Annotated in this window: 21 protein-coding genes; 12 read left to right on the top strand and 9 right to left on the bottom strand. The window is 41.2% G+C overall.

What is annotated here, in order from left to right:
- Positions 1–120 precede the first annotated feature (120 nt).
- The 3 genes from ABIN91_RS20315 to ABIN91_RS20305 all read left to right on the top strand — a co-directional run bounded on the left by ABIN91_RS20315 (position 121) and on the right by ABIN91_RS20305 (position 1,869).
- A complete protein-coding gene (locus ABIN91_RS20315; RefSeq protein WP_348053337.1) occupies positions 121–1,203 on the top strand; it encodes a ketoacyl-ACP synthase III in 1,083 nt (360 codons plus the stop codon).
- Between the two features lie 105 nt (positions 1,204–1,308).
- Positions 1,309–1,500 carry a cold shock domain-containing protein gene (locus ABIN91_RS20310; protein WP_348053336.1) on the top strand — a complete coding sequence of 64 codons (192 nt, stop codon included), beginning with the start codon at positions 1,309–1,311 and terminating at the stop codon, positions 1,498–1,500.
- Positions 1,501–1,677: 177 nt separating this feature from the next.
- A complete protein-coding gene (locus ABIN91_RS20305; RefSeq protein WP_348053334.1) occupies positions 1,678–1,869 on the top strand; it encodes a cold-shock protein in 192 nt (63 codons plus the stop codon).
- A gap of 123 nt (positions 1,870–1,992) precedes the next feature.
- Here the strand turns inward: ABIN91_RS20305 and ABIN91_RS20300 are convergent, their stop codons facing one another.
- Positions 1,993–3,411, bottom strand: a complete 1,419-nt coding sequence (locus tag ABIN91_RS20300; RefSeq protein WP_348053332.1) for an ATP-binding protein — start codon at positions 3,409–3,411, stop codon at positions 1,993–1,995.
- Positions 3,412–3,570: 159 nt separating this feature from the next.
- Here ABIN91_RS20300 and ABIN91_RS20295 point away from each other — a divergent pair, with 159 nt between their 5' ends.
- Positions 3,571–5,244 (top strand): glycosyltransferase family 39 protein, encoded by a 1,674-nt coding sequence (locus ABIN91_RS20295; RefSeq protein WP_348053330.1) that lies wholly within the window; start codon positions 3,571–3,573, stop codon positions 5,242–5,244.
- Between the two features lie 20 nt (positions 5,245–5,264).
- Here the strand turns inward: ABIN91_RS20295 and purN are convergent, their stop codons facing one another.
- The 4 genes from purN to bamD all read right to left on the bottom strand — a co-directional run bounded on the left by purN (position 5,265) and on the right by bamD (position 7,851).
- Positions 5,265–5,843 carry a phosphoribosylglycinamide formyltransferase gene (gene purN, locus ABIN91_RS20290; protein ID WP_348053328.1) on the bottom strand — a complete coding sequence of 193 codons (579 nt, stop codon included), beginning with the start codon at positions 5,841–5,843 and terminating at the stop codon, positions 5,265–5,267.
- Positions 5,844–5,920: 77 nt separating this feature from the next.
- Positions 5,921–6,442 carry a hypothetical protein gene (locus ABIN91_RS20285; RefSeq protein ID WP_348053326.1) on the bottom strand — a complete coding sequence of 174 codons (522 nt, stop codon included), beginning with the start codon at positions 6,440–6,442 and terminating at the stop codon, positions 5,921–5,923.
- 143 nt (positions 6,443–6,585) lie between these two features.
- Positions 6,586–6,918, bottom strand: a complete 333-nt coding sequence (locus ABIN91_RS20280) for a DNA-directed RNA polymerase subunit omega (RefSeq protein ID WP_348053324.1) — start codon at positions 6,916–6,918, stop codon at positions 6,586–6,588.
- Positions 6,919–6,930: 12 nt separating this feature from the next.
- Positions 6,931–7,851: an outer membrane protein assembly factor BamD gene (gene bamD, locus ABIN91_RS20275; RefSeq protein ID WP_348053322.1), complete on the bottom strand. Its 921-nt coding sequence runs from the start codon at positions 7,849–7,851 to the stop codon at positions 6,931–6,933.
- Positions 7,852–8,142: 291 nt separating this feature from the next.
- Between bamD and ABIN91_RS20270 the strand changes: the two genes are divergently transcribed.
- From ABIN91_RS20270 to ABIN91_RS20260, 3 genes are read left to right on the top strand one after another with little or no spacing between them, the layout of a single operon-like run.
- Positions 8,143–9,306, top strand: a complete 1,164-nt coding sequence (locus ABIN91_RS20270; RefSeq protein ID WP_348053320.1) for an ABC transporter permease — start codon at positions 8,143–8,145, stop codon at positions 9,304–9,306.
- Positions 9,307–9,348: 42 nt separating this feature from the next.
- Positions 9,349–10,587, top strand: a complete 1,239-nt coding sequence (locus tag ABIN91_RS20265; protein WP_348053318.1) for a PP2C family protein-serine/threonine phosphatase — start codon at positions 9,349–9,351, stop codon at positions 10,585–10,587.
- Positions 10,588–10,590: 3 nt separating this feature from the next.
- Complete coding sequence (locus ABIN91_RS20260; RefSeq protein ID WP_348053316.1) at positions 10,591–11,187, top strand: ribonuclease HII; 597 nt, start codon at positions 10,591–10,593, stop codon at positions 11,185–11,187.
- A 6-nt stretch (positions 11,188–11,193) separates the two neighbouring features.
- On the opposite strand, the gene ABIN91_RS20255 is transcribed toward ABIN91_RS20260, so the two are convergent.
- Complete coding sequence (locus tag ABIN91_RS20255) at positions 11,194–13,101, bottom strand: DUF4153 domain-containing protein (protein WP_348053314.1); 1,908 nt, start codon at positions 13,099–13,101, stop codon at positions 11,194–11,196.
- Between the two features lie 100 nt (positions 13,102–13,201).
- Here ABIN91_RS20255 and ABIN91_RS20250 point away from each other — a divergent pair, with 100 nt between their 5' ends.
- The 3 genes from ABIN91_RS20250 (at position 13,202) to ABIN91_RS20240 (ending at position 16,386) form a co-directional block, all read left to right on the top strand.
- The gene (locus ABIN91_RS20250) at positions 13,202–14,407 is read left to right on the top strand and encodes a glycosyltransferase family 4 protein (protein WP_348053312.1); all 1,206 of its coding nucleotides are present in this window, start codon (positions 13,202–13,204) and stop codon (positions 14,405–14,407) included.
- Positions 14,408–14,453: 46 nt separating this feature from the next.
- Positions 14,454–15,533, top strand: coding sequence for a glycine cleavage system aminomethyltransferase GcvT (gene gcvT, locus ABIN91_RS20245; RefSeq protein ID WP_348053310.1), 1,080 nt, complete (start codon positions 14,454–14,456; stop codon positions 15,531–15,533).
- 133 nt (positions 15,534–15,666) lie between these two features.
- A complete protein-coding gene (locus ABIN91_RS20240) occupies positions 15,667–16,386 on the top strand; it encodes a 2-phosphosulfolactate phosphatase (RefSeq protein ID WP_348053308.1) in 720 nt (239 codons plus the stop codon).
- 158 nt (positions 16,387–16,544) lie between these two features.
- Here the strand turns inward: ABIN91_RS20240 and ABIN91_RS20235 are convergent, their stop codons facing one another.
- Together ABIN91_RS20235 and dtd are read right to left on the bottom strand one after the other, a co-directional pair.
- Complete coding sequence (locus tag ABIN91_RS20235) at positions 16,545–16,871, bottom strand: nucleotide pyrophosphohydrolase (RefSeq protein WP_348053306.1); 327 nt, start codon at positions 16,869–16,871, stop codon at positions 16,545–16,547.
- 11 nt (positions 16,872–16,882) lie between these two features.
- Positions 16,883–17,341 (bottom strand): D-aminoacyl-tRNA deacylase, encoded by a 459-nt coding sequence (dtd, locus tag ABIN91_RS20230; protein WP_348053304.1) that lies wholly within the window; start codon positions 17,339–17,341, stop codon positions 16,883–16,885.
- A 35-nt stretch (positions 17,342–17,376) separates the two neighbouring features.
- On the opposite strand from dtd, the gene ABIN91_RS20225 reads away from it, so the two are divergent.
- Complete coding sequence (locus ABIN91_RS20225; protein ID WP_348053302.1) at positions 17,377–18,393, top strand: hypothetical protein; 1,017 nt, start codon at positions 17,377–17,379, stop codon at positions 18,391–18,393.
- Positions 18,356–20,713, top strand: coding sequence for a hypothetical protein (locus tag ABIN91_RS20220; RefSeq protein WP_348053300.1), 2,358 nt, complete (start codon positions 18,356–18,358; stop codon positions 20,711–20,713). The genes ABIN91_RS20225 and ABIN91_RS20220 overlap by 38 nt, the downstream gene beginning before the upstream one ends.
- Before the next feature lie 143 nt (positions 20,714–20,856).
- Here the strand turns inward: ABIN91_RS20220 and rsgA are convergent, their stop codons facing one another.
- The gene (rsgA, locus tag ABIN91_RS20215; RefSeq protein ID WP_348053298.1) at positions 20,857–21,777 is read right to left on the bottom strand and encodes a ribosome small subunit-dependent GTPase A; all 921 of its coding nucleotides are present in this window, start codon (positions 21,775–21,777) and stop codon (positions 20,857–20,859) included.
- Positions 21,778–21,902 lie beyond the last annotated feature (125 nt).

The following is a 21,902-nucleotide window of genomic DNA, read 5'->3' as shown; positions in this document are numbered from 1 at the left end:
AAGTTTATTTAATTAAATGATGCGCGTGTTTTATTACCGCTTTAGCTTTAAACCGTATAAACCTGGTTCCATTTTAATCAAACGCCATCCCTATTATTAATAAACAGTTCAAATTAGTACATGAATAACCATATTAAAACTGTAATTGCAGCAACCGGAAGCTACATTCCCGAAATTGTGATCAGTAATGACGATTTTTTGAATAGCCGTTTTTTAGAGAAAGACGGAACTCCCATTGTTAAAGATAATGCCACCATTATTGAAAAATTCCGCGAGATAGCGGGCATAGAAGAACGCCGCTACGCGCAACCCGAACAAAACGCCTCAACCTTAGGTTATCTTGCTGCCAAAAACGCGCTGGAAAGCTCAGGCATTGATGCCGAAACACTGGACTATATTATAGTGGCCCATAACTTTGGTGATGTGGCTCACGGTAGTAACCGAACAGATATGGTACCATCTTTAGGCTCACGTATCAAATATTTATTAGGGATCAGAAACCCCGATTGCGTTGCTTATGATCTGCCTTTCGGTTGCCCGGGATGGGTACAGGGAGTGATACAGGCCGACTACTTTATCAAATCAGGCGATGCCAAACGCTGCCTGGTTATAGGTACCGAAACCTTATCGCGTGTAGTTGATCCGCATGATAGGGATACCATGCTTTACAGCGATGGCGGAGGAGCGGTTATTTTAGAAGCGGCTACAAATTCGGAACAAGGGATACTGGCTCACAAAACTCAAACCTATTCATTAGAGCATGCTACGCTGCTCACCATGCACAACCCGGTTTATGATTGCGGTGGCGAAAAGAACGATATTTTTTTAACCATGAATGGCCGTAAGCTATATGAGTTTGCCCTTAGTAACGTACCCTTGGTAGTTAAAATGGCTTTAGAAAAAGCCGGGGTTCACCTTTCCGAGATCAAAAAAGTATTGATCCACCAGGCTAATGATAAAATGGACCATGCTATTTTGCAACGCTTGTTTAAGCTATATGGAATGGAAAATAACGATATCTATTCCATTATGCCCATGACCATATCATGGCTCGGCAATAGCTCTGTAGCCACCGTTCCAACATTGTTAGATCTGGTACTTAAAGGTCAAATTGCCAACCATCAGATCAATAAAGGCGATAAAGTGGTATTTGCTTCTGTTGGGGCTGGGATGAATATTAATGCCCTGGTGTACCAGTTTTAAAAAAGTTAATACAATCAGTACAAACTACTTAAAAACTAAAGCTTGTCTTTTTTTTCAATAATTAGTACTACTTTGCAATCTATTTATTAATCAAAATACGTTATAATGAAAACAGGTGTAGTAAAATTTTTTAATGAGAGTAAAGGTTTCGGCTTTATCAAAGAAGACGGATCGGGCAAAGAAGTGTTTGTGCACGTTTCTGGCTTACAAGATCAGATTCGCGAAAACGATGAAGTAACTTACGAAGAACAAGAAGGCAAAAAGGGATTAAATGCAGTAAATGTGAAGCTCGCTTAATCACAATTATCATAAATTAATCATAAAGCATCTGTTAAAAAACAGATGCTTTTTTGTTTAAAAACCTGTTGATAATTAGGGGTTTATTGGATCGGGCTGGTTTGTGAATAATAAAAAATACTGTTAATCAATTAATTAGTGTTACCTTGCGCCTTATTAATAATTAAATACAATATAATGCAAAGTGGAACAGTAAAATTTTTTAATGAAACTAAAGGTTTCGGATTCATCGTACCAAGCAATGGCGATAGCGAGATCTTTGTTCATTCTACAGGCCTAATGGATCAAATCCGTGAAAACGACAGCGTTGAATACGAAGTTGAAAACGGTAGAAAAGGTTTGAACGCGGTAAACGTGAAACTTGCTTAATTAGCAAACCATCATAAAATCGTTGAGCATCCGCCTAAAGCGGATGCTTTTTTGTTTTATAGTATGCTGTTATATAGAATAGTCCCAGTATACTCAGGCTTTAATTATCCGGACAAATGCCTGTTAATTGCTCAATGGCAAACTAAACCAAAAGGTAGATCCCTGGCCAACCTCGCTCTCAACACCAATTTCGCCGCCATGGTGCTCAACTATCTGCGAGCAAATGAATAAGCCCAAACCTAAACCCTGAAAATTTTTGCTCGTATTATGAACACGATAAAACCGGGCGAAAACACGCTTCAGATCATTTTTAGGTATACCAATGCCTTGATCGGTAATCAAAAGTATTACGCTGCCATTCTCCACTTTCGAACTTATGGTAACAGTATTTGCATCCGGTGAGTACTTTATCGCGTTTGATACCAGGTTGATGATCACTTGCGTTATCCGTTCTTTATCTCCCCAAATATCGGGTACTGGTACAAGCTCGGTAATAATGTTGTGCTTTTTTGTGGTTGATTGCAATGTATCTACAATTTCGCTTATCAACAGGTTCAGATCAAATAGCCCGATATTAAGAATCAGCTTTTTCTGCTGTAGCGATGTTATATCTAATAAATTGGTAACCATTTGTATCACTTTGGTCACCTGCACTTCTATTTTGTTTACAATGTTAAGCGATGTTTCGTCGGTATTGTCTCTAAAGCGATTTTGCAGTACCTGGGTATAAGCTTTTAAACTGGTTAAAGGCGTTTTTAACTCGTGCGATGCGATGCCGATAAAGTCCTCGCGTAGCTTATTGTCAAATATCCGGTCGCTTATATCAGTAAAATTAGCTATCACGGCGTTAATGGGCGGCTCACCTAATAAGTTGCTCATTTTACTCTCTATCCAAATATAATCGCCATTTTTATGCCTCATTTGGTGGGTCATGGTGATATGTTTGCCGGGGTGGGCCGCAAAGCGGTAATATTGTTCTTTAACCTCAAGTGCTTCATCCTCATGCAGTAATTGCCATGCAGGTAAGCTCATAAACTCTTCGCCGGTATAACCAATAATGTTTTGTACCGATGGGCTGCAATAAGTTATTTTACCATCGGCATTAACGGTTATGATACCTTCCGAACTTTTTTCAACCAGCGTTTTAAATACAATGTCTTTTTCATTAATTATAGTTACCGCTTTGCTTAAAGCATTACTTAAGGCTATTAATAATGAGCATTCGCCAATAAATATAGCCACCTGTAACAGTGCGTCGTTGTTAAATACAAAGGGATCAACCGGGGATATAAAAAAGGTATTGGCAGCTATAGCGGATAATAATGTGATTACAATGGCAGGTGTTTTTCCAAAATATCTGGATGTAATAATTACAACACCAAAATATAAAAGGAAAGGAGTTTTTTGTCCGATATAATTGGTAAGCGATATCTTGATAATGGTAACAATAACCGTTAACAGCAAAGGCACACCGTATTTTATGTAAAACGGACTTTTTGCCAAAGCAGAATCAGTCAACAACGGTTTTTTAAAGCCAGGCATAATGGGTGACTTATAGTTCTATTTTGTTAGGTAATATGACCATATGAATGTAAGCTTTTTTGGCATAAAATAGATAATTTAAATTATGTAGGTGTTACAAGGCTACTCAACTGTTAAAGCAAAAATCTGATTACCTTTACACCTTTAAGCGGCATTGATATGGATGAAAGTAATACGGCTAATACTTATAAATGGTTATACATTTTTATTGGCCTGGTTGTTTTATTAAACTTTAGCGGCTTATTTGTTACAATAGTAGCTCCCGATGGCGCACTTTACGCGGGCATAGCCAAAAGCATGGTACTGCGCAACAATTACATAGATTTGTTTGCCGAGGGCCGCGATTGGCTTGATAAACCACATTTTCCGTTTTGGATGGCTGCCTTATCATTTAAATGTTTGGGCATTACAACCTGGGCCTATAAGTTACCGGCTATTCTTTTTTTACTGATGGGTGCGCGTTATACTTATCTTTTTGCCAAGAGCTTGTACAATAAAGAAATTGCGCTATGGTCGGTATTGATACTGTTAACTGCCCAGCACATCGTTATATCTAACCAGGATGTTCGGGCCGAGCCTTATTTAACCGGGTTGATCATTGCTTCGGTTTATCATTTCTATAAATCGCTCACAAGCAAAACCATACTGCATATCACCATAGCCAGCGGGTTTGCAGCCTGCGCTTTAATGACAAAGGGAATGTTTGCCCTTATACCCATTGGTGGCGCTATTGTGGGCCACTTAAGCATCACCAAACAATGGAGACTACTATTCCACTGGCGATGGCTTTTAAGCGCGCTATTGATACTAATATTCATTTTGCCCGAACTTTATTGTTTACGAGAACAGTTTGACCTACATCCCGAAAAAACCGTATTTGGCCATCATAACGTATCGGGTATTAAATTCTTTTTTTGGGATAGCCAGTTTGGTAGGTTTTTCAACACCGGCCCCATTAAAGGGCACGGCGACCCTACATTTTTTGTGCATACTACGCTTTGGGCTTTTTTGCCCTGGTCGTTACTGCTGTTTGCCGGGGTATTTCAGTTCATTAAAAAAAATCGAAAAAATGCGCAGCAAGCCGAGTGGTATTCTATGTGTGGCTTTGCATTAACCTTTCTGGTATTCTCGGCATCTAAGTTTCAATTGCCTTTTTATACCAATATCATCTTTCCATTCTACGCTATTATAACAGCGCAATACCTGTATGGTGTAGTGCAAGCTAAAAGCATCAAAGCAATCCACATCATACAAACAGTTATCATTAGTTTGCTGATGTTATTAGTTATCGCGCTTCAATACTTCTTTAATCCCGATAGCTTTAACTGGCTCACGTGTTTAATACTGCTGGCTTTATTTGTTGTGATGTTAATTTTGCCATCGCGGTTAACGCTCACCTGGTATCAGAGAGTAGGCGTGCGTACTATATTAGCGGGTATAATTGTTAACCTATATCTCAATCTGGCATTTTATCCTTCGCTGCTAAAATACCAATCAGGCAGCGAAGCCGCTATCTGGATCAATCAAAACAACCCGGGCAAACTGCCGGTAGTACAATGCATCCGTGTAAACGATTATAGTTACCCGATGGAGTTTTACCTTGATCAGCCGCTTTATACTATTACCGAGAACGGAACAGGTAAACTACCATCAAAACCGTTTCTGATGTATGGCTATCCTAACAATATCGAATTTTTAAAAGCTCAAGGCTGGCAGATCACGCCAGTTAAAACCTTCCAACGGTATTGGATCACCCGTTTAAAACCCGCATTCCTCAATCAGAGAACACGTAAAAGCACTTTAGAGCAAGTTGAGTTGGTAATGGTGAAATAGGGGGAAGGCTGCGCTATATATTACGACTTCATTTTTTTCAGCAGGCTCTCAATAACCTTGGCAAAATGAGCGTGCTCTAATTGCTGCCCTTTAAACTTTACCATTTCAAGGTCGTCATCAGCCTCAATCTTAAAGCGCGATTGGTGTATTACTTCACCCTCGTCAAACTCTTCGTTAACAAAGTGTATCGTAATCCCCGATTCATCCTCTTTAGCTGCCAGTATCGCGTTATGCACACGATCGCCGTACATACCCTTGCCACCATATTTGGGCAATAATGACGGATGGATATTGATGATCTTATTAGGAAAGGCCTGTAATAACGATGGTGGTATGAGCCATAAAAATCCGGCTAAAACGATCAGGTCAACCTGTAGGTTTTTCAATAGGCGGATCACGTCATCGGTATGATAAAACTCCTGCCTGTCAAAAATATGCGATGGGATCTCAAAGTTATCGGCACGTTGTAAAACGTAAGCTTCGGAGTTATTAGTTAAAATGAGCGCTACTTCGGCGATAGCGCTGCGTTTAAAATGCTCCATAATTTTTTGAGCATTTGATCCCGATCCGGAAGCAAAAATAGCGATGCGTTTTTTCAAGTAATACTATGTTTTTAAATATACCTGTTCAAATATATAATTTTGAACATTTCTAAGGTATACATTTTCATTTAATATTATTGATTAACAGCGTGAACAAATCCATAACGTACAATTACACGTTTGGTTTTTGAGGTATAATACGAACTTGTATAGCCGGTTCTTAAAACTAACGAGTATTGTCCCAGTGTTTCTATCTGTGCATTATCAAATGCTTTTACAGTAACAATTGTGTTTTTTGAAGTATCCTGGGCACTTAAAGTAGTTTGCACGTTCAGGTTGTCTATATCTAACGCCCAGGTACCTTTTGAGCTTTGATTAATGCAATGGTAATTAATATAAGTGCAAGAGTTATCGGTATTAAACTTAAAGGTTTGGGTTAAGTTACATGTAAGGTTCAATGTATCTGTACCAATAGTTTTCAAGGTATCGCCAACAAATGTTTGCCTCGTTACCGAAGCTAACTGCCATGTGCCGGTAGTTAAAAAATAGCTCAAGGTATCGCTGTTGTCTTTTTTGCACGAGTTACTGAACAAACCAATACCCGCCAAAAGTAGCGATGCACATACATAAAGCCTGTATCTCTTAAAAAAACGCACAGTTCAAAGTTATAATATCCTGCCATAATAACGGGCGGCAGTAGTTAATATTTCATCATAGCGGCAGTTGGGGCATATCAACAAAAAACCCGGTCGCTTTAAAAAGCAACCGGGATAATTTCAATAACCCGCGTAGCCGGGTATTACAAGTTTTCTTTAGCCGGGTTACGGTAGTAAACCTTGTTCTCTAAAAATTCCTGAACGGCTACTAAAGTTGCTTTAGGCATTCTTTCGTAGTGTTTAGATATTTCAATTTGCTCACGGTTTTCAAAAATTTCTTCCAGGTTATCGTTTGATGAAGCAAATTCAGAAAGCTTTTGGTGCAATTCTTCCTTTACGTTGTTTGATATCTGGTTAGCCCTTTTAGCCATAATTACGATAGACTCGTAAATATTATCTGTTTGTACGTCTAACTCGCGTAAATCGCGTGTTATTGTACTTCCTGCCACAGTTGGCTTGTTAGTAACATTTGTCATTTTATTGGGATTTTACTTTTTTACTTTTGTTGTGTCTGCTTTTAGTTCTGGTGGAGCGCCATATTTTTCAGCCTGTATCTTTTTATACAAACGCTCGTTGGTAACAGCTTCGGCTAATATACGCTTACTTTGTATAATACCCTGCTCACTATCCTTTTTAAAAGCTTCCGCTTCTTTATCGTATTTGCTTTTTGGGTACTTTTCAGTAAATTGCTGACTAAACGCGATGGCCGCATTATAACGCTCTTCTTGTTTAACCTCGTAGCTGTTTTTAGCGTATAAATATTGCGCTTTAATAGTTAAAAACTCAAGTTCTTCGGCATATTTAGTATCCGGATAATCACGTAATGTATTACCAAACGCAATAACTGCCGATTGATAATCACCTATAATTAAATATAGTTTAGAGTTAGCGTATGATTTTTCTTCCAGCTTATCCCTTAAATTTTGTATCAGCTTGCTCGCCTCGGCAACACGCTCGCTCTTAGGGTACAAGTTGATGAATAACTGCATGGCATCAATGGCCTTCTGTGTATTATCCTGATCTAACGAAAAATTTGGCGAATCAAGGTAATAACAGTACGCCGACATGAACCTACACTCCTCGGTACGGCTACTGTTAGGATAGCTATCCGCAAAAACCTTAAAGTGGTATCGTGCCGATGTAAAATCTTTCAGTTTGTAGTTTGTGTACGCGTAATAGTAGTATAAATCTTCGGCTTCAGTTTGCCCGCGATACTTTTGTACAAGGTCTTCAAACAGGTCGAGCGCCTTTGTGTACTCTTTTTTGTTGTAATATTTAATACCTTCCTGGTATTTTTTAGCATTGTCATTACTGGCTTTTAGCTTCTCAAACTTGCTTTTACAGCCTGCTAAGGCAATAAACAAGGCAAGCACGAGTGTGCCAATAAGGGCTTTTTGTTTTTTAAACATCCTGCAAAGATAATTCAATAATGTAAATCAGTCAATTATTTATTTCGGTGCAATATAAAACCGTTTTTTCACATCCCGTTTTTAAGTCTCCGCATTTAACATATTTTAACGCTATGGCTATAATTGGAGGTTATATTACCAATCTTTTTAGGTTGTAATTGCTCTATCCGGCATCAATCATAACCTTAATAATTACGGATCAAAATATCCCAAACCTTTACCGTTTCATTCATTTTACCAAATACTGATTGTTTATTCGGCCAAATAAACGATATTTAGCCATTACCAAATATGACAGATAATACGCCCGGCCAACGAATATGGAAAACCTTTAAACGCAATAAGTTAGCGTTTGGTGGGCTGGTGTTCATCATCATTTCTGTTTTAGCTGCTTTACTGGGTTACCTGATAACACCTGACAGTACGCCCGATTCAAACAACATGCTACTGCAACTCAGCATCAAAAAACCGGGTTCGCAATTCACGCTGTTGCGGATAAAAAAGCCTGAGCATGTGGAGCAGGTTAATATTATTAGTAAGATGTTGTTCGGTCAGCCGGATCAGTATCGCAGTGTACCCATCACGGCTTATCATTTTAATGGCGATTCAATTCTGGTTGATCAGTTCATCGGCAACGAAGATAAACCCGAGAAACATGGATACAGTGTTTTTGAGGTGGTAAGTGGTCAAAAAAGAACTCCTGCTAACGTTAACGATGCCCTCCGCGCAAGCATACGCCAACAAATACAAAAAGATCAGATCATTAAAAAAACATACTTGCTTGGCACAGACTTGTACGGTCGCGATTTATTGAGCCGCATTATTTTAGGCGCGCGTATATCGCTATCGGTTGGTTTGGTGGCTGTTATCATCAGCATGCTTATTGGCGTTTTTGTTGGGGCTATGGCCGGATACTACGGTGGCCGGATTGACGCCGGCCTAAGTTGGGTGATGAATGTTTTATGGGCGCTGCCATCCTTACTGCTCGTTATCGCCATATCCTTCGCTTTAGGTAAGGGCCTAGGGCAAATTTATATTGCCGTTGGTATTTCTATGTGGGTTGATGTGGCAAGGCTGGTTAGGGGGCAGGTAATGAGTGTAAAGCAGTTTGAGTTTGTTGAGGCCGGGCATGCCTTGGGTTTCACCAATAACCGCATCATCTGGAAGCATATTTTGCCGAATATAGTAGGCCCTATACTGGTTTTGGCATCATCTAACTTTGCTTCGGCTATTTTGTTAGAAGCCGGTTTAAGCTTTTTAGGCTTCGGCGCGCAGCCGCCAACACCAACCTGGGGAGGCATGATCAAGGAACATTACGGTTATATTATTATGGATGATGCTTACCTTGCTGTGTTACCCGGGGTGGCCATTATGCTGATGGTGTACGCCTTTAACCTGGTAACCATTGGTTTACGCGATGCTTTCGATATTAAATCGCAAAACGTGCGGATATAGTTTTTTTTGTAATTTAGTTACCTGTCTATCTAACAGTTTTTAATGGAGGACCTTGATCACAATAACGACGAGAGTGAATTAATTCGCTTGCTGTTAAAACGGCAGTCGGAGCTAAACTCATTGCTCGAAGTTACCCGGGCCATCAACAAAAATACTTCCACCCAGGTGCTGGTTAGTATGCTCGAAGTTATCCTCAAAAATTACCTTAATGTAGGTAAGCTTCGCTTCATGATCGAGAAATTTGGCAGTTACTATTGCATAGCAAAATACGGGGGCGATTTTGAGAGCAACACAGATCTCTATAAATCATCCATGAAACTGAATAAGTTTAAGCTGCCCGCTAAACTTACATCGCATAACGACAGCATCCTCTCATCTTACGATTATTTTATCCCCATTTATCATAAAAGCAAGCTGTTGGCTTTTGCCCTGATCGGCGAGTTTACTACTTCGGGCGAAATGCTTAACAATGATCTCAATTTCATTCAAACCATTATGAATGTGATTGTGGTAGCGCTCGAGAATAAAAGGCTATTCCGGGAGCGGATAGAAGCTGAGCGTTTTCAGCGCGAAATGGAATTGGCGGTTGAGGTGCAAAACATGCTGATCCCGATAAGGCTGCATATTGAAACCGGGGTAGAAATTGGCGCGCGTTACCTGCCGCATCAAAACATTGGTGGCGATTATTTCGACTTTATCCGCCTTAACGAAAAGGAATTTATGTGGTGCATTGCCGATGTATCCGGCAAAGGTATTTCGGCGGCGTTGTTAATGGCCAACTTCCAGGCCAGCTTACGTGCCTGGGCCACGGTTGAAGAGGATTTGACAAACATTGTTGAGCGCCTTAACCGTATTGTGATCAAAATAACCAAGGGCGAAAAATTTATTACTTTGTTCCTGGCAAAATATAATGAGGAAACCCGTCGTTTAAACTTTATTAATGCGGGGCACAACCCATCGCTTTTATACTCTAACGGCGAGGCTGTCGAGTTAAAATTGGGTACCACCATGATAGGCGCTTTTGATGAGTTGCCGTTTATTAATCAGGGTGAAATAGATATTGAGCCGGGGTCGTTAATTGTAAACTATACCGATGGCCTGCTGGATTATGAACCCAGCGATGCCGAAAACTGGAACGAAGAAACATTAATGGATTTTTTAATTGCGAACGGCGAGATGACTCCCGATAAGTTTAATCAGGCTTTGTTGAATGAGTTAAACTCTAAAGTAAAATCGAAACAGATAGATGATATCACTTTGTTAACTTTGCGCATATTTTAGTAAATGCTGTTAGCCAGATTTCAATACGAATTGTTAGAAGCCGGTTGCGACGAAGCCGGACGCGGTTGCCTTGCAGGCCCGGTATTTGCCGCGGCTGTAATTTTACCACCCGATTTTGAGCACGATCTGCTGAACGATTCCAAACAGATTAACGAAGAAAACCGTTACAAGCTGCGCGAAGAAATTGAGCAATGCGCCATAGCCCATGCCGTAGCATCGGTTGATAATATCGAGATCGACGAGATCAATATCCTCAACGCATCATTCCTGGCTATGCACCGCGCCATTCAAAAATTGCACATATCGCCAGAACTGTTAATTATCGACGGTAACCGTTTTAACAAATACGGCACCACACCACACCACTGCATCATCAAAGGCGATGGTAAATATTTCAGCATAGCCGCGGCATCCATACTGGCCAAAACCTACCGCGATGATTTTATGCAAAAAATAGCCCTCGAACATCCCGAGTACGATTGGCATACCAACAAAGGATATCCTACCATTAAACACCGTAACACGGTTATGGAACTGGGTTTTACCCCATATCACCGCCGTACCTTCCGTGTAACCGACCCACAAATGGAGTTATTTTAATCAAGCCTAATGCTTAATTTTAATATAAAAATCTCCCCTAACAGAATTAAGATCCTGATTGCCAATTTTAGGTGCATCAACAGTAATGTTATCTATCTTAAATATAATTAAATAGCTTTTACTTTCAGCCCTTAACTCAAGCATGTCTTTCGGAAAAGTGTACTCATCCTGATATTCATTTTTGTCTTTATAATTCTTTAAGTTTTTGTCTTTAAGCAGCTTATTCACCAAGGGGGCTATTTCAAATACAATCCTTTCGTTATTCAACGTCAGGTTGTAGGTGTTTTTGTTTTTATCGTGTCGCTGTTTAAAGGCTATGCCAGTATAGTGGTGCAATGTGGTGTCGTCCTCAAGGTATTGTCCGTTAATAATATAATCAAATCCTTTTATTTCGATTACCCCATCTGCTTTAGCACGAAGGTTCTTAGTTTTTATTTCAACCACATCCGTATCAGTGTCTCTGCTATACCTGTTCCAGTTAAATTTCGATAGTCCAAGATAGGCCTTAGCCCACTCCAGTTTTTTATTGTGTAAATCGTATCGGTCAACCACTATAATCTTTCCGGCTTTGTTTTTTAGTTTACTTATTGAGTCAATAACTTCCGTCAGGTCGCGCTTAAAAAATGTTTGCAGCGAAGTTAAATTGTGGCTGTCTATTAAATATTCCAGGGTTGATACTGCTCGTCGGCCATCTTTATTGCTAACCTTTTTATCAGCTAATGATATTAACTTACCATCGTTAACGGCGCCATATTTTTCAAAAATGTTTTGGAGCACCCGGCGCTGCGAAAACTCAGAAACCGAGAACGCGCTTTGTGGCCCGTAAACCGATAACAACGTAAGTATGCATAGCGAAGTTGGTATCAGTTTGATATTTTGCTTTTTGGATATTAAAAAGTATAGCGTAATGAAAAACAGCCAGCACGACAGCAGTATTAAAAAGTAACGGTATTCTGTAATGCCATACTTAAATACCCGTGTGCCCACCGCTAAAAATAACAATACAATAAGGGGTATCATCAAAAAATAAAAAGACCTGGCAAAGGTTTTAAGCCACTTGTTCTCTTCCAGGTTACGTATCGGATAAACCAACAGTAACGACAGGATGCCGAAAACTGCATAGCCCAGTATCAAATCAGATACCATACCTTTTGGTAACCGCCATTCTATAAGTATTTTACCTTCGTAGGATAGCAAGATAATTACATACACTGTTGCCAATGGTATCAATACATATTGCGTAAAAACTTTTAGCCCTTTAGGGTAGTTTTCATCGTGCTCAAGCGCATTCAGATCATTGGGTACACCCGCCAAAAAGAAAACTGAGGTGAAAACTCCAACTACCCACACCCAAAGGATAGAAAAAGTATCCCATTCAAAATGTGTGTTAAACAAAAAGTTCATTGAAGCCAAAGCCCCGGCAAGCCCCAGGTATAAAACTACCCCATATAAAAATGAGGCCAAAAAGCGTAAAAAAAGCGTTTTGTTAAACTGCCAGAAGCCATTAACATGCGGCACCCCAATAAACGCCGCAATAGCAACTAACAGGTGGAATGACAGGCTGATCAAAAAGAAACGTATGAGGTAGGCTGTGCCATGATTGTAAGGATTCAGCATAAAAAATAAACCCGCAATAACAATGCAGGCAACAATATGGTACCCCCATTTAGCAATACCTTTAATTTGCTTGCTGGCTGTAAACAAGGTTGCCGATAAATTGAGCAGCAAGCTCAAACTGGCCAGCATGGTAAGCCTGGTATACAGGGTACCATCAAATTCATAGTTATGATAGGATGATTTGATGTTTATGGTTGCGATGGTAGAGCCAAATACGACAGAGATAACTTCGAGCGGAAAACGTTTAAATACACTAAAAGTATTTTGCGCCAGCAATTTTATTGATGGGAGTTTCATGGTGACAGGTTTAAGTAAATATATAATTAAGTTTTATTTTTAGCGCTATCATTGTATAAGCCCCAAGGCTTACTATTTTTGTTACACTAATCAACCCTTTGTGAAAATCCTCATCCTCAGTAACCGTGTCCCATTCCCTCAAAACGGAGGCTACCCCATTGTGGTACGCAATACCATTTTGGGTTTGGTGAACGAAGGTCACGAGGTATCGGTATTCACGCTTAACAACAAAAACCAGCGGGGTATTAGTCTGGATAATGATGATGAACTGATCCGCAGGATATATTACCAATCTTACGATATCGATATCCGCTTATCCCCATGGCAATTCATTCTCAACCTGGTAGGCCGCCGAACTTATAATGTAGATCGTTTTTACGATGTTGGTTTCGAAAAGGTATTGATCAACGAACTTAAGCGCGTTCAATACGATATCATTCAGTTCGAGGGTTTGTTTATGTCGTCATATCTGCCTGCTATCCGCAAAAACAGTACGGCAAAACTGGTGTACAGGGCGCACAACATTGAACATTTAATATGGCAGCGCCTATCCGAGCAAAAGGCCGATCCTATTAAAAAAACATACCTGCGTTTACTGGCTAAACGTATCAAAGCTTATGAGTTAAAATACCTTAATATTTTTGATGCTATAGTTACCCTAACCGGTCAGGATAAGCAACTGATGCTGCAATACGGTTCCAGAGTACCCATTAAGGTAATGCCCGTTGGGATTGATTTAACCCGATATAAGCCCGATTATAGTAAAACAGAATTCCCCAGCCTGTTCTTTTTGGGAGCTTTGGATTGGATGCCTAACCGGGAGGGAATGGAGTGGTTCCTGGATAATTTTTCGGCCGATATCACCGATGGCGAGCTGCGTGTAAAATTTTATGTAGGCGGCAAAAATATCCCCGAAAGGTTTGACGAGTACGAGGTAATGGGTAAAATATTTATTCAGGGCGAAGTTGACGATGCCCTGGAGTTTGTGAACAGCAAATCAATCATGGTAGTGCCTCTACTGTCCGGTGGTGGTATGCGCGTTAAAATCGTAGAGGGCATGGCCATGCAAAAATGCATCATCACCACAACTTTGGGTGCCGAAGGTTTGCACTACTCCAACGGCGATAATATTTTGATAGCTAACGACAGGGACGAATTCTTCAGCGCTATAAAACGATGCATTGGCGATGAGGAATATTGCAAGCGCATAGGCATAAACGCCCGCCTTTTAATTGAGCAGGAACATGATACCAACGTGGTAACCGAGAAATTTATAAATTTTTACCAACAGCTTCTGGGGGCCTGAGATCCGGCATTTTTTAATATTTTTGCCAAATAAAACAACACTGTTTATGAAGAATACGGCTTTAACCGATGTCCATATCAAGTTAGGGGCAAAAATGGTTCCCTTCGCTGGATATAACATGCCAGTACAATACACGGGCATTAATGCCGAACACGATACCGTACGCAAAGCCGTAGGTGTTTTTGACGTGAGCCACATGGGCGAGTTTATTTTGAAAGGTGATAACGCATTAGCCCTTATCCAAAAAGTAACCAGTAACGATGCCTCAAAACTGTATGATGGCAAAGTGCAATACTCATGCTTACCTAACGAAGATGGTGGTATAGTTGATGATTTGCTGGTTTACCGCATTGACGAGAAAACCTATATGCTGGTAGTTAATGCATCAAACATTGACAAAGACTGGAACTGGATTTCCAAATACAACAACATGGGGGTAACCATGAAAAATATATCCGACCGTACTTCGCTCTTAGCCATCCAGGGCCCCAAGGCAGCCGAAGCCCTGCAAAGCCTCACTGATATCGACCTGGCCTCGATGGAATATTATACCTTCCAAAAAGGAACATTCGCGGGTATTGATAACGTATTGATATCGGCAACGGGTTATACCGGCGCGGGTGGCTTTGAAGTATATTTTGATAACGAACATGCCGAAGAAATTTGGAATGCCATTTTTAAAGCAGGCGAGCCATTTGGTATTAAGCCAATAGGTTTGGGCGCGCGCGATACCCTGCGTTTAGAAATGGGTTTTTGCCTTTACGGGAACGATATTGACGATACCACATCGCCATTGGAAGCTGGTTTAGGCTGGGTAACCAAATTCAATAAAGAGTTCACCAACTCCGCAGCTTTAGCAGATCAAAAGGCGGCAGGCGTAACCCGCAAGCTGGTAGGCATTGAAATGATTGACCGCGGCATACCCCGCCACGATTACGAAATTGTTGATGCCGAAGGCAACGTAATAGGTAAAGTAACCTCGGGCACACAATCGCCATCGTTACAAAAACCGATAGGTATGGGCTATGTAAATACAGCCTTCGCTAAAGAGGGAACCGAGATCTATATCAAAATTCGCGATAACAAAGTAAAGGCCCAGGTTGCAAAGCCGCCTTTTTATAAATAATCTTACAATCACCACCATGTCATTTCGAGGTACGAAGCAATCGCACAGAAGCTAAGCGGTCGTGCATAGTTCGCGATTGCTTCGTGCCTCGAAATGACAATACTAATTATTAGCCTGTGCTAATAAGATCAGCATGATACAAAAGAAATTAGAAGTTTGCCTAAGTCCAGCTTTACTGCCTTTATTCAATATTGAAGATAGTATTGTAGTGGTAATAGATATTTTTCGCGCTACCTCATCCATCTGCTATGGTATTGATAACGGAGCCGAAGCTATTATCCCCGTTGCCAAAGTAGAAGAGTGCGCCGCTTATCGCGAAATGGGTTTAGATTATCTTTTAGCCGCCGAACGTGATGGCGCGGTAGTGGATGGTTTTGATTTTGGCAACTCGCCATTCTCGTACACTAAAGAAAAAGTGGCGGGCAAAACCATAGTGCTAACCACAACCAACGGTACCCATGCCCTGCACATGAGCATTAAGGCCAAACAAATTGTGATAGGCTCATTCTTGAATTTAACATCGCTGTGTAACTGGCTGAAAACCCAAAACGAAAACATCCTGCTGGTTTGCGCCGGCTGGAAAAACAACTTCAATATTGAAGATACCGTATTTGCCGGGGCCGTTGCCGATCAACTCCAAGAACTCGATTATAAATGGGATGATGCCACCATAGCCGCCAATGATATGTACAGTTTAGCCAAACCAGATCTGGGCGCTTACCTGAGCAAAACATCACATGGTGAACGGATGAAGCAATTGGGGATTTTAGATGATATCGCTTTTTGTTTGCATGTGGATATTACAACGGCTATCCCGGTTTTGAAGGGTGATAAATTAGTGAAGTTGGTTTAAATAACAAACTATGGCATTGCGAACCGAAGGGAGAAATCTTCTGGAAGGTTCATATACATTTGCTTGGTCTACAGCATACTCATCGCGCCAAGAAGATTTCTCTTTCGCGCAGCCGCACATTCCTGCCCCTGCTCTATCGAAATGACAAAAGGGAAATCTTATTTCAACTTCTCATTATTCTTATGCCGGTCCGCATCGCGGATATTTTTTTTGATCATATTCTTCTCCAAAGCTTCAGTGAGATCAATCCCTGTTTGGTTAGCCAGGCATATCAGTACAAAAAGCACATCAGCCATTTCATCGGCCAGGTTAACTTCCTCGTCCGATTTTTTGAACGATTGCTCGCCGTATTTGCGCGCCATTATCCGGGCAACCTCACCAACCTCTTCCATTAAGATGGCAGTGTTGGTTAGTTCGTTAAAGTAACGCACTCCGGTGGTGTTTATCCATTGGTCAACTTCTTTTTGTGCTTGTTGTATAGTCATGATAGGCTAAATTAATGGTTTTCTTTGTCTTTGGTATCCATAATGATGGTGACAGGCCCATCATTGAGTAGCTCTACTTTCATATCGGCTGCAAAAATGCCCGTGGCTATTTTTTTATTCAATAGCTTTCCCAGTGTGGCAATCATCTGCTCATACATCGGTATAGCTTTATCCGGCCTTGCCGCGCGGATGAAGGATGGGCGATTCCCTTTTTTGGTTTGGGCGAAAAGGGTGAATTGCGATATCAATAAAATATTACCATCAACATCTATTAAGCTCTTGTTCATCAAACCATTTTCGTCGCCAAAAATACGCAGGTTTGTTAGTTTTTGGGAAAGCCACTCTAAATCTTCGGTGGTATCATCATCGGCAACGCCTAACACAACCAGTAATCCGGTTTCAATTTCGCCGGTAATTTTGCCATCTACTTTGCAATTCGCATGGCTTACGCGTTGAATAACTGCCCTCATATTTCAGCTTCTGTTTTAATTAATAACTTTGGTTAATGCGTTTGGGCTATCTGTTTTTAATTGTTGTACTGCTTGCCGCCTGCAAACCCGGCAGAAAGGTAAACACTTCCTTTTATTATTGGAAAACTGTTTACAGGCAAAATGATACCGCCGATAGCTACCTCAAACGATTGAACGCGCATAAACTGTACGTTAGGATAATGGATATTGATATGGCCGATGATGGTGTTAATCCCATTCCGATATCACCCATCACTTTTCAAAATAAACTGCCGGATAGTTTACAGATCATTCCGGTAGTATTTATTGTGAATGATGTTTTAAGAAATATTACGCATGCGCGGATGGATGATCTGTCGCGTAAGCTCAACAACTTTGTAAAAGCCAAAGCAGAGCAAGCTGGCAAAGCAAACTTTAATGAACTCCAGATAGATTGTGACTGGACACAGGAAACCCGCGACAATTATTTTTATCTGCTCAAACAGATCAAGCGCCTTATCGGTGATAAACAACTCTCGGTAACGTTGCGCCTGCATCAGCTTAAAAATCAAAAAACAAGCGGTGTACCACCTGCCGATAAGGTTTTGCTGATGTGCTATAATATGGGCAACCTGCGCAAATATGGTGTGCAAAACTCTATCATTGAGTTGAGCGAACTTGAAAAATATACAGATGATAACCTCGGTACCTATCCCATGCCAATGGATATTGGTTTGCCGCTGTTTAGTTGGGTGGTGGCTTTTCGCGATAAGCAGTATATTGGTATTGATAAGCGGATAAAATTTGATAATTTAAACCAAACAAATCAATTCGCATCAAAAGGAAATAATCTGTATACCGCCGAAACAGATTTGCCTGCTTACGGTTTACACAAAGGCGATGAGGTGCGTTGGGAAGATTCGGATATCAAAGCGGTGCAGGCTGCAGCGGCTTACATTGCACAATATTTAAAACCCGGCGAAGTTAATATCGTGTACTTTCATTTAGATGGGGCTATGGTTAAAAAATACAAATATGAGGATCTGCAGAACACCGCTAATTTGGTGCGTTAGTTTTATAGCTTGTTTTGGTGCCGGAATAGCCCTTATTTTAGCCTGCGGGGCCGAGATAGATCCTTATGATTATTATGTATCGTTTTTCCATAACGATGTTCAACATCAAAAAGAATACAGGTCATTTTATTATACCAGCGCGCTGTATGTTTACGATGAAACCGAACCCGCAAGCGAAGCCGAAATAAACGCCGAAGAATGGAGCGCCTATTTAGGCAAAGAAGTTAGCGCCGCCGATGTGTTAAAAGCCATGTACCATTTAACCCCCAAAGCCGATTCGCTTTTGCAGGAGGGGTATCTTAAAACAGGTGACAAACTTCCGGATAGTTTGACTAACAACTCCTTTTTAAAAGCACTTAAACGGAATAGCCAGGCCTTTAAATATTACCGCTTTGTTAAAGGAGCAGAGAAGATAGCTAACGTAGCATCTGATTACTGGAACCCTAAACCCATTGATACAATAGCCCTGCGCGTTGCAGGTAACGCGGCCCTTAAAACTGCTCTGCTCGAAAAAGACAAATTTATTCAGCTACGGTATTATTACCAGGCTCAACGCTTGCTGCATTATGGCCGGGCTTATAGCGAAGCGTTAAAAATTTATAACCGTTACCTGGTGCTTACCTCGTCAAAAAGCCATATTAAGGGTTGGTCGCTGGCGCTGAAAGCGGGTGAGTTGAGGCATTTGAAAGATAGTGTACAATCGGCCTATCTGTTCTCGAAAGTGTTTTCTCAATATCCTGAAAGGCGGATACAGGCCTACATTAATTATAAATACTTGCGCGGTAACAACGCTGCCGTAATTGCCCTTGCTGCAAACAATAACGAAAAGGCTGTAATATATGCCATGGATGCCTTTGGTAATACCGACAATAACTTGCAACCGTTAGAGAAGGTTTACGAGATAGAGCCAGCATCGCCCATGGTTGGTTTGTTGCTTACGCGCGAGCTTAATAAGCTTGAGGAACAATTTTTAACGCCTTACCTTTATAAAAAGAACAGGCTTACAACGGCAAATCAATATTCGAAAGCCGATGCGGATAAAGACATTACCCTCAGAAATTACATGAATAAGCTGAGCGCTTTTTGTAAACTGGTGGTAAAGGAGCGCAAATATCCCGATTATAACATGGGTGCTTTAGCCATTGCCTACATGGCATGGATGCAGGGCGATAACGCCGGGGGCTTTGATGAATTGCGGACTTTAAGCGGCGAGAGTTTAAGCCCTGCACAGAATGATCAGAAACAGATCATCCGGTTATTACTATCTGCGCAGGGGATACAAAAACTGAACGATGTTAATGAGGGACAGTTGCTGCCGGCTTTGCAATGGCTGGATGGTAAGGTTAAAGCCGAAAATAAAACGTCTGAATATCCTTATCACGATGATCACAAGTTTACCAATACAGCCCGCGATTTTTACCAGCAAATTTTGGCTCCGGGGTATTTAAGGCAGGGAGATAGTACACGGGCGGCGCTGGCCCTGTTAAAGAGCGGAAGTGATTACGCCATAAACGAATTTTGGGAAACTGGTTTGCATTCTATACAAATAGCCCGCATCATCCGTTGGAAAAAGGTGCCTCCAACGGTGCCTTACCTTAATTTTTTAGTTAACAAAGTGGGCAACTTTAAATTGAATTACCTGTACGAGCTTTTAGGCACGGCTTACCTGCGTGAGCATCAATACGCCAAAGCCATTATCGCGCTTAAGCAGGTTGACCCGGTTGAACTCAATAAATCGCCGGAAGATTATTACAAGGGCGATCCGTTTATTGACCGGATAAATGATTACCCTAAAGTAATGCGTTACGGTAAAACCAAAGGGTTTAACAAGCTGCAATTTGCCGACGCGATGAACGACCTGGAACAGAAGATTAAAACAGACGCGCCAAATGCACCATCTTATTATTACAGGTATGCTACCGGATTGTACAATACATCGCACTATGGTAATGCCTGGTATTTGATATCGTACAATTGGAGTTCGATGGATTTTGGGCGCGATTATCAATACAGCTACGATGCCGATTATGTTAAAACCAAAAATGCCGAAAAGTATTACCTGCTGGCCCGCTCATTAAGCAGCAACGAAGAATTTAAGGCCAAGTGTACCTTTATGGCCGCCAAATGCCATCAAAAGCAATTGGTAATGCCCAACTATGGCATGGATAATTATGATGCCCTCCAAAAAAACTACATGCAGCAGTTAAAAGGCAGTGATTATTTTGACGAGCTAAAAACCAAATACCGTAAAACAGCCATCTTTAAAAAAGCAGTAGGAGAGTGCAGCTATTTGAAGGATTATGTGTTGATGGGGAAGTAACAATCAACAAAATGTCATTTCGAACGAGGTACGAGAGAGAAATCTTCTGCGAGCGATTGACACGGTGGCGAGGCATAGTGTAGACTTATCAGCGCAGAAGATTTCTCCTATCGTCGAAATGACAAGCAGGGGGATTCTTAAAACTACGCCCTCGTATCATTACCATGATAGATGCTCAAATAGCTTTCATAGCGTGATAATTCGATCTCACCATTCTCAACAGCGGTTAGTACCGCGCAGCCTGGCTCATTAATGTGGCGGCAGTTTTTAAAGCGGCAGTCTTCCATGTGCTGGCGGATCTCGGGGAATAAACGGCCTAATTCTGATTGCTCAATATCAACAATACCAAACTCGCGGATGCCGGGTGTATCGATAATGAATCCACCGAAAGGTAGTTCAAACATTTCGGCAAAGGTGGTGGTGTGCATGCCCTTATCGTGCCATTCGGATACTTCGGTGGTGCGTAGGCTTAGTTCGGGTAAAATAGTATTGATGAGGCTTGATTTACCTACGCCGGAGTGGCCGGAGAAAAGGCTCGTCCTGTCTTTTAATTGCTCAATTACTTTATCCACGTGCAGGTTTTTGGTGGCCGAAACATGGTAGCATGGGTAACCTAATTTTTCGTATATGGCGCTGTACTCGGCTAAGATATCTAAGCCTTCTTTACTGAACAGATCGAGTTTGTTGAAGATTAACCTTGCGGGGATGTGGTAAGCTTCGGCAGTAACCAGAAACCGGTCGATAAAGCCAAGCGAGGTGCGTGGTGATGCCAGTGTAACCACCAGGAAAGCCTGATCGAGGTTGGCAGCGATAATTTGCGCTTGTCGCGATAAGTTGATGGATTTGCGGATAATGTAATTCTTGCGCTCGTGCAGGGTGGTGATCACGCCGGTTTCCTGCTCGGGCTCCATGTCAAAATCAACACTATCACCTACAGCTACCGGGTTAGTGGTAGTTATACCCTTGATCCGGAATTTACCTTTGATACGGCAATCCACCCTGCGCCCTTCCGGCGTTTGTACCTGGTACCAGCTCCCTGTTGATTTTGTAATTAATCCCTGCATTTAGTTTTGCAAAGATAGGGGTTTAGAATCAAGAGCCAAGAATCAGTAATCAAGATGCTTTTAACCTATAGAATTTAATCGGGGCAGACGCTCAATTATATAATAGTAAGTTTGTATATTTATTA

The sequence above is a fragment of the Mucilaginibacter sp. genome (assembly GCF_039921305.1).
GTDB lineage: Bacteria > Bacteroidota > Bacteroidia > Sphingobacteriales > Sphingobacteriaceae > Mucilaginibacter.
This window is presented reverse-complemented; position numbering and strand designations above follow the sequence as displayed.

Bases quoted from the DNA above. Each gene is read 5' to 3' on its own strand.
- ABIN91_RS20315 (WP_348053337.1), top strand. From the start codon at position 121: ATGAATAACCATATTAAAACTGTAATTGCAGCAACCGGAAGCTACATT.
- ABIN91_RS20310 (WP_348053336.1), top strand. From the start codon at position 1,309: ATGAAAACAGGTGTAGTAAAATTTTTTAATGAGAGTAAAGGTTTCGGC.
- ABIN91_RS20305 (WP_348053334.1), top strand. From the start codon at position 1,678: ATGCAAAGTGGAACAGTAAAATTTTTTAATGAAACTAAAGGTTTCGGA.
- ABIN91_RS20300 (WP_348053332.1), bottom strand. From the start codon at position 3,411: ATGCCTGGCTTTAAAAAACCGTTGTTGACTGATTCTGCTTTGGCAAAA.
- ABIN91_RS20295 (WP_348053330.1), top strand. From the start codon at position 3,571: ATGGATGAAAGTAATACGGCTAATACTTATAAATGGTTATACATTTTT.
- ABIN91_RS20280 (WP_348053324.1), bottom strand. From the start codon at position 6,918: ATGACAAATGTTACTAACAAGCCAACTGTGGCAGGAAGTACAATAACA.
- bamD (WP_348053322.1), bottom strand. From the start codon at position 7,851: ATGTTTAAAAAACAAAAAGCCCTTATTGGCACACTCGTGCTTGCCTTG.
- ABIN91_RS20270 (WP_348053320.1), top strand. From the start codon at position 8,143: ATGACAGATAATACGCCCGGCCAACGAATATGGAAAACCTTTAAACGC.
- ABIN91_RS20265 (WP_348053318.1), top strand. From the start codon at position 9,349: ATGGAGGACCTTGATCACAATAACGACGAGAGTGAATTAATTCGCTTG.
- ABIN91_RS20260 (WP_348053316.1), top strand. From the start codon at position 10,591: ATGCTGTTAGCCAGATTTCAATACGAATTGTTAGAAGCCGGTTGCGAC.
- ABIN91_RS20255 (WP_348053314.1), bottom strand. From the start codon at position 13,101: ATGAAACTCCCATCAATAAAATTGCTGGCGCAAAATACTTTTAGTGTA.
- gcvT (WP_348053310.1), top strand. From the start codon at position 14,454: ATGAAGAATACGGCTTTAACCGATGTCCATATCAAGTTAGGGGCAAAA.
- ABIN91_RS20240 (WP_348053308.1), top strand. From the start codon at position 15,667: ATGATACAAAAGAAATTAGAAGTTTGCCTAAGTCCAGCTTTACTGCCT.
- ABIN91_RS20235 (WP_348053306.1), bottom strand. From the start codon at position 16,871: ATGACTATACAACAAGCACAAAAAGAAGTTGACCAATGGATAAACACC.
- dtd (WP_348053304.1), bottom strand. From the start codon at position 17,341: ATGAGGGCAGTTATTCAACGCGTAAGCCATGCGAATTGCAAAGTAGAT.
- ABIN91_RS20225 (WP_348053302.1), top strand. From the start codon at position 17,377: ATGCGTTTGGGCTATCTGTTTTTAATTGTTGTACTGCTTGCCGCCTGC.
- ABIN91_RS20220 (WP_348053300.1), top strand. From the start codon at position 18,356: ATGAGGATCTGCAGAACACCGCTAATTTGGTGCGTTAGTTTTATAGCT.
- rsgA (WP_348053298.1), bottom strand. From the start codon at position 21,777: ATGCAGGGATTAATTACAAAATCAACAGGGAGCTGGTACCAGGTACAA.